7 protein-coding genes are annotated in these 6888 nt (G+C 37.5%); 4 read left to right on the top strand and 3 right to left on the bottom strand.

What is annotated here, in order from left to right; translation table 11 throughout:
• The first annotated feature begins 257 nt into the window (after positions 1-257).
• The gene (locus J582_RS10810; RefSeq protein WP_031981679.1) at positions 258-1493 is read left to right on the top strand and encodes a threonine ammonia-lyase; all 1236 of its coding nucleotides are present in this window, start codon (positions 258-260) and stop codon (positions 1491-1493) included.
• Between the two features lie 235 nt (positions 1494-1728).
• Positions 1729-2925 carry a peptide antibiotic transporter SbmA gene (sbmA, locus tag J582_RS10805; RefSeq protein WP_031981680.1) on the top strand — a complete coding sequence of 399 codons (1197 nt, stop codon included), beginning with the start codon at positions 1729-1731 and terminating at the stop codon, positions 2923-2925.
• An 85-nt stretch (positions 2926-3010) separates the two neighbouring features.
• Here the strand turns inward: sbmA and J582_RS10800 are convergent, their stop codons facing one another.
• A complete protein-coding gene (locus tag J582_RS10800; protein WP_050674831.1) occupies positions 3011-3715 on the bottom strand; it encodes a DUF4850 domain-containing protein in 705 nt (234 codons plus the stop codon).
• Positions 3716-3840: 125 nt separating this feature from the next.
• Here J582_RS10800 and J582_RS10795 point away from each other — a divergent pair, with 125 nt between their 5' ends.
• Both J582_RS10795 and J582_RS10790 read left to right on the top strand, forming a co-directional pair.
• Positions 3841-4908, top strand: coding sequence for a DUF1176 domain-containing protein (locus tag J582_RS10795; RefSeq protein ID WP_032047845.1), 1068 nt, complete (start codon positions 3841-3843; stop codon positions 4906-4908).
• 83 nt (positions 4909-4991) lie between these two features.
• Positions 4992-5510, top strand: coding sequence for a hypothetical protein (locus tag J582_RS10790; protein WP_032047843.1), 519 nt, complete (start codon positions 4992-4994; stop codon positions 5508-5510).
• Positions 5511-5588: 78 nt separating this feature from the next.
• Here the strand turns inward: J582_RS10790 and J582_RS10785 are convergent, their stop codons facing one another.
• Together J582_RS10785 and J582_RS10780 are read right to left on the bottom strand one after the other, a co-directional pair.
• Entirely contained in the window at positions 5589-6167 is a 579-nt protein-coding gene (locus tag J582_RS10785; RefSeq protein ID WP_031981684.1) for a DJ-1/PfpI family protein, read from the bottom strand.
• 169 nt (positions 6168-6336) lie between these two features.
• The gene (locus J582_RS10780) at positions 6337-6801 is read right to left on the bottom strand and encodes a hypothetical protein (protein ID WP_031981686.1); all 465 of its coding nucleotides are present in this window, start codon (positions 6799-6801) and stop codon (positions 6337-6339) included.
• Positions 6802-6888: the final 87 nt, after the last annotated feature.

Genomic DNA, 6888 nt, shown 5'->3' with positions numbered 1-6888 from the left:
TGATGAAAAAATAGCTGAACAGAATCTTTCCACTGACGGTTTAAGTGCCCAGTCCAAATAAATCAAAAGCAAGTATATGAAAATTAAATAAAAGCCCTTCTCGGGCTTTTTTGTTGAAAAATAAAAGATTTGTATGTGCTGATAAAAATTTTTGTATAGTGGAGCTATGCTGAAAACTCCTCATGACACATATGAGAAATTCATGCTATTTTTCAAAAAAATAATTGATTTGTAACATATTGAGGCCGACTAATTAGATGATTCAGCAACAGGTAAAACAAGAGTTTCCAACATTAGAAGATATACATGCCGCTGCAGAGCGTTTAGATGGTTTAGTGGTTAAAACACCCTTTGTTTTTTCAGAAACCATTTCTAAAACCCTAGGGGCAGAAATGTGGCTGAAATTTGAAAATCTACAATTTACGGCTTCTTTTAAAGAACGGGGCGCATTAAATAAGCTTTTAAGTTTATCTGAACAAGAAAAGCAACATGGTGTAATCGCTGCTTCAGCAGGTAACCATGCACAAGGGGTTGCTTATCATGCTCAGCGTACAGGTGTGACAGCAACTATTGTCATGCCTAAATCGACGCCTAATGTGAAGGTACAACGAGTACGTGAATACGGCGCACGCGTTATTTTGCATGGACAAGACTTTTCTGAAGCTGCTACTGAAATGCACCGTGTCGCTCAAGAAGAATCATTAACGATTATTCATCCTTTTGATGATGCAGAAATTATTGCAGGTCAGGGAACTATTGCGCTCGAAATGCTTGCAGCTGTTCCTGAACTAGACATTTTAGTTGTGCCAATTGGCGGTGGTGGTCTCATTTCTGGTATTGCGATAGCAGCAAAATCGATAAACCCTAAAATTAAGGTCATCGGGGTTCAGTCGGTGGTTTACCCAAGCATGGCGAAATTGCTTTGTAACTATCAAATCGCAGTTTCCTTAGGTTCAACCGTAGCTGAGGGTATTGCGGTTAAAACTCCAGGTGAGCTGACGACTCAAGTCGCTAAAGAATACGTTGATGACATTGTTGTTGTCACTGAAGACATGATTGAAGAAGCAATTGCGCTGTTACTTAACATTGAGAAAACAGTATGTGAAGGAGCAGGGGCGACAGGTATCGCTGCAATTATGTCTCGACCAGATCTATTTTTAGGTCATAAAGTCGGGGTTGTTTTATCTGGGGGTAATATTGATACACGAGTGATGGTTTCCGTATTACAGCGTCATTTAACGCGTACAGGACGTATGGTTCGTATTCGTGTCGAATTACCAGATAATCCGGGTGCTTTAGCGCGTTTAACAGCAATTATTGCTGAGCAAGGCGGTAACATTTACGAACTGCGCCATGAACGCTTTGCTGCCACAAGTCGTGCCAAAGAAAGTGCGGTCAGTGTTGATGTCGAGTTAAAAAGTGCTCCAGATCTGGAGCCTTTAATTCAGGCCATGCAGCTTGAAGGTTATATTGTTCGTAAAGAAGAGATTTAAACACAGATATCGCTATGATATAAAAGCCGTATATGGCTCTTAAGGGAGTCATATACGAAGCAATTTAAATGGATTAAATTGCAAAAAGGATGAATTTACAAAAAAACGATCAAATCCTTCAATGAAATGGGAAAAACTGACAATTCTCTAAACTTTGCCCTTCACAATTTTAAGGTTTAGGTTTTAGTATTCTCTTCATTGCAAATTTGAAGAAATATAGGGATAACAACACTCAATGTTCAAATCATTTTTTCCGTCTCCACGGTATTTTTTTATATCTGTAGTTATTTGGCTCGCGCTAAATATGGTGCTCTGGTATACAGGGGGAGAACACTGGGGGCAGTATGTAGGCTTTCCTCATGGTTATGCAGATGCTGAGTCGCCTATAGGGGTAAGTCGCTTCTGGTCACCTGCTTTTTTGTGGTTCTATCTTTGGTTTTTAGTCTCCACAACACTTTTTGCTGGTTTTTGGAAAATTATTTCCAATAATCCATGGCAGCGATGGTCTATCTGGGGTTCAGCATTTATTTTATTTAATATCTGGTTCAGTGTTCAAGTTGATGTAGTTATAAATGCTTGGTATCAACCATTTTATAATTTGATTCAAAAAATGGTATCAAGTGGTGGTGGAGAGGTTGCTCAGTTATATACTGAAATGCTGACGTTCATATATATTGCAATGGTTTATGTAACAATAGGGGTCATAAATTTATTTTTTGTAAGCCATTATATTTTTAGATGGCGAACGGCAATGAATGAATTTTATACTCAATACTGGGCTAAATTGCGACTTATTGAAGGGGCTTCTCAGCGTGTACAAGAAGATACAATGCGTTTTGCTAAAACTTCAGAAAGTTTAGGTGTTAGTTTTATCGAAGCAATTATGACTTTAATTGCCTTCTTACCAATTCTTTTGCAATTATCGTCGCATATAAAAGTTTTACCTGTTGTAGGAGAAATTCCTCATGCTTTAATGATTGCTGCAATTGGTTGGGCTGTTTTAGGAACAGTCATACTCATGTTAGTTGGATATAAACTACCAGGATTAGAGTTTAATAATCAAAAAGTCGAAGCGGCATATCGTAAAGAGTTAGTATATGGGGAAGATTATTCAGATAGGGCTGATCCGATAACACTAAAGGAATTATTCAGTAAGGTTAGGCTAAACTACTTTAGATTGTATTTTCATTATGCTTATTTTAATTTAGTTCGTATATGGTACCTTCAATTAGATAATCTTTATGGCATTTTTATATTAGCACCTTCAATTGCTGCAGGTGTTGTTACTTTAGGTGTTATGATGCAAATTCTTAATGTTTTCCAACAGGTTCGTAAGTCGTTTCAATATCTTATTACGTCTTGGCCAACAATTATTGAATTACTTTCGATTTACAAGCGTTTAAAAGCTTTTGAATCAACATTGCATAAATAAATGAAAACCCGCAAAAGCGGGTTTTTTCATAAGTATTGGATTAGTGAGTTGCATTATAAAAATTAAGGATAGGGCCAACCAAAGACTACTGAGATTTATCTAAGGTGACTTGAATCTCTTTATAGTTAAAAGTGTCTTCTTCATCATATTTAGCAATACCATGCGTTTTATTGTTCACTTGTGGAATTTGATAACTAAAAAAAGCCACTTTCTTAGAAGGATGAACAATATTGATGAGTTTTTTAGGGTCTTTGTAACCACCGAATTCATTTTCAAGACTTTCTTTTAATAATTCAGGAAAATAAAGCGTTGCATTTGGTAATCCACACCCAACGCAAAAAGAAGAATCATAAAGCTCTATCGCTTGTTTTTGATCTGGACTCATTACTAAAGCAAAACCAGTTCCATTCGCACCTGCATTTGCTTGTACATCTTGCCAGTTACGTGGAACCAGCACCAATCCTGTTTCAGGTAATGCAAGAAGCTTGAGTTGTTTTGCATGTTGAGCATCGAGTTTAAAATTAAAATGGCAGCTTTTAGGCGTACAGGTTTCAAAACTTTTAAGTAAACCATCTTCTATAGGGTTTTGTGCCGTTACTCCATAAAAAGGGACTGTAACGCCGTTTAAAAAATTTGCTTCTCCAAGCTTATAGAACTGATTATCTGCTTTGCGTGTTGCAGCAGAGCTATAAAACTTTGGAAAATGAGGAGTAAAGCTTTTTACTTCTGCATAAGCAGTTGAAGTGAGACTTACCAATACTGTGCATAATAAAAAATTTAATTTTTTCATTTTTAGAAAGTAATCAATTTAAAATCTTATATAAATCTAACATATTCTTTTAAACTATAAGGTAATTCAAAATTGAATACTGTTTTTAACTTCATAATAAAAACAGACTTATAGAGATATGGAAAATGAAAAATATACTTTCAATTTGCTGCTTAGCGGCAATAAGTTCTTATAGTTTTGCTCAAGACATTAAAGGCATTTCATTTTCTCATCAAGAGTGGGAAATCTATTGTAGTAATACGGGTACTTGTAAGGCTGCTGGCTATCAAAATGAAGACAATGGTGATAATCCAGCTTCAATTTTAATAACGCGTAAAGCAGGGCCAAAACAACCTGTGCAAGTTGAGTTTACTTTGTCTGACTATGAACAAAGCATGCCTGCAAAGCAGCTTAAAAATATCCATTTTTATGTCAATGGCAAAGACTTAGGACCGGTAGCTGTAGATGGTACTGAGCTGCCAATTATGGGTAAACTAAGTAGCTTACAAGCTAACGCTCTACTACAGCAGTCTAAACAGAAAACTGAAATTGTATTTAAAAATACTCAGCATCAATGGAAAATTTCCGATGAAGGAATGACTGCTGTGTTATTAAAAATGGATGATTTTCAGAAGCGTATTGGAACCGTTGGTGCTTTAGTCAAAAAGGGCAGTGCCAATGAAAATCAAGTGCTGATGCCTGAGCCAAAACTAGTTGTAAAACGTATTAAGACGGCAACCAAACCTTACTTAACTTTACAGCCAAAAAATAAACAGTACCAAACAATATACCGTAGCCTGATGGCTGCTAAACCGAATCCGAAAGAAGACGGCTTTTGTGAAGGCGTTTATGGCGGTAATAGTGATGGAGCTGAACCACAAGAAATTGATCTATATAAATTAACCAATATGAAAGTTCTGGCGACTACATTGTGTTGGAGAGGGGCTTATAACGAAGGGTATGGGGCATGGGTGCTCGATGAGTCTTTAAATGGTAAAGCAACTTTTGTGACCGAGTCTGCTTCAGATTTCGATAGCGGTATGATCAGCAGTTCTCAAAAGGGACGAGGTATTGGAGACTGCTGGGCAAGTGAAGAATGGGTTTGGGATGGTAAGAACTTTATACATACTAAGGATACGTGGACAGGGATGTGTAAAGGCTTGGCAGCAGGTGGGGTGTGGGAGCTTGATCGAATAGAGTCTGTGGTGAAATAACTACTTTGCGGTTACAGAGTCATAACAGGTAACTTTGGTGACTCTGTGATAAAAAGAACAGATTGTTTATTGGAGCTAGACCTATGTCACGTCATCTTTACGCTATTGCTCGCCATAAGTTTTCACATCTGAGTCGTTCAATATGTGTGGCGGCGGCTGTACTAGGCACAACACAAATTGCAATGGCGGGTTCAACGGTCGATCAGCTCAGTGATTGTCTTGTTAAAGCGACAACAGCTTCAGATAAAACTACAGTGCTTCAGTGGACATTTACGGCTTTAGCGGCTCATCCAGATTTAAAAGCATTTAGTAATGTAACTCCTGAGCAAAAAGACCAGTTAGACCAAAAACTGGCTCAGGTTTTACAGCGTGTAATTGTGGAACAATGTTCTACTCAGACCAAAGCTGTAATTCAGGCAGAAGGCATAAAAGCTGTAGGGGAAAGTTTCCAGCAGTTAGGCCAAAGTGCTGGTGAAGATATTGTTAAAGACCCAGCCGTTAAACAACAGTTGCAGGGCACATTACGCTATATTGACCTAAACAAATTGGTGACAACGTTTTTAACACCAGAGATTTGGAATAAGCTGGGAATTACAAGATAAAAATCTAGTTTTCTATTTTGATAATAAAGCCTGCTATTTAAGTGCAGGCTTTATTGTATACGGGATAAAGTGATTTATTTAGATCGTAATCTTAGCGCCTAAAACTTTCACAAATTGAGCTAACCAAGCTGGATGTGCAGGCCAAGCTGGCGCTGTCACCAAATGTCCATCTGTAACAGCATCAGTCACAGCAATATGTGCATATTGACCACCTGCGAGTTTTACTTCGACAGCACATGCTGGATAAGCAGAACAGAGGCGGCCTTTTAAAATGTCAGCCGCTGCGAGTAACTGAGCGCCATGGCATACGGCTGCAATTGGTTTTTTCACTCGATCGAACTCACGTACAATTTCGACAACACGATCATTCATACGTAAATATTCTGGTGCACGACCACCCGGAATGACTAGGCCTACATAGTCTTCGGTATTAACGTCATCAAAATCATAGTTAATTGCAAAGTTGTGGCCTCGTTTTTCGCTATAAGTTTGTTCACCTTCAAAATCATGAATAGCCGTCGCAATATGGTCGCCGTTCTTTTTATTCGGGCAAACAGCATGCACGGTATAACCTAAACCTGTTAAGAACTGAAATGGAACCATAGTTTCATAGTCTTCAGCATAGTCACCGACTAACATTAAAATCTTTTTAGACATGATTTATCCCTCTTTTTAAAATATAAGTGATTTCTATTTTTAATTTAAATTAGCATAACGGTAGTGTGATTTTTAGGAAAAAGCTCATTCTTTAGTCGAAGAGTGTTTCGTAAGTGATATAAAAAAAGCCTCGATTGATCGAGGCTTTTAAATTTATGGGGTCTGCTTTTTATAACTCACAAGCTTTACCTTCATATTCATGACGGTTTGCAACGTATTCTTGACCATTCCATCGATAAATAGCAGAACAGAAGCCTGGTCCCCCATTTTCAATATCAGGCCAGCCATCTTTGCCTTTAGTTTTCAAAAAGGTGGGAAGGCCAGAGTTGCTAAAGAGTTTTTTCCATTGACCGTCTTTTTGCTGTGAAACAATATAGTAGCCAACCCCTGTATTGCCATAACACATACTGCTACTATCTTGAATAACTGCATCTTTATGACCATCACCATTTAAATCTTTATAAATAATAATTTCACCAGTATCACAGTTACCTTTCCAGCCATGTTTTGCTTTTTTGAAATTTGCAGCTTTAAAAATAGATGCTACTTCACTCTTTGGGACTTGAATCGTTTGAGCAAAAAGTGTCGAGTTTATTAACAATAAAGAGGTCGTAATAAGTAATTTATTTATCATGGATAACCTATCAGCATGGTTTTAGTTTAAAAATTATTTTGGATTGATTGCATTTTTGAAATAGATAAAACCCGCTCTAAAGCGGGT

This window comes from Acinetobacter sp. 1566109 (assembly GCF_000582255.1).
GTDB lineage: Bacteria > Pseudomonadota > Gammaproteobacteria > Pseudomonadales > Moraxellaceae > Acinetobacter > Acinetobacter nosocomialis.
The sequence above is the reverse complement of the archived record's forward strand: the minus strand, read 5'-3'. Positions and strand labels throughout refer to the sequence as shown.

Bases quoted from the DNA above. Each gene is read 5' to 3' on its own strand.
- J582_RS10800 (WP_050674831.1), bottom strand. From the start codon at position 3,715: ATGAAAAAATTAAATTTTTTATTATGCACAGTATTGGTAAGTCTCACT.
- J582_RS10780 (WP_031981686.1), bottom strand. From the start codon at position 6,801: ATGATAAATAAATTACTTATTACGACCTCTTTATTGTTAATAAACTCG.
- J582_RS10790 (WP_032047843.1), top strand. From the start codon at position 4,992: ATGTCACGTCATCTTTACGCTATTGCTCGCCATAAGTTTTCACATCTG.
- J582_RS10795 (WP_032047845.1), top strand. From the start codon at position 3,841: ATGAAAAATATACTTTCAATTTGCTGCTTAGCGGCAATAAGTTCTTAT.
- sbmA (WP_031981680.1), top strand. From the start codon at position 1,729: ATGTTCAAATCATTTTTTCCGTCTCCACGGTATTTTTTTATATCTGTA.
- J582_RS10785 (WP_031981684.1), bottom strand. From the start codon at position 6,167: ATGTCTAAAAAGATTTTAATGTTAGTCGGTGACTATGCTGAAGACTAT.
- J582_RS10810 (WP_031981679.1), top strand. From the start codon at position 258: ATGATTCAGCAACAGGTAAAACAAGAGTTTCCAACATTAGAAGATATA.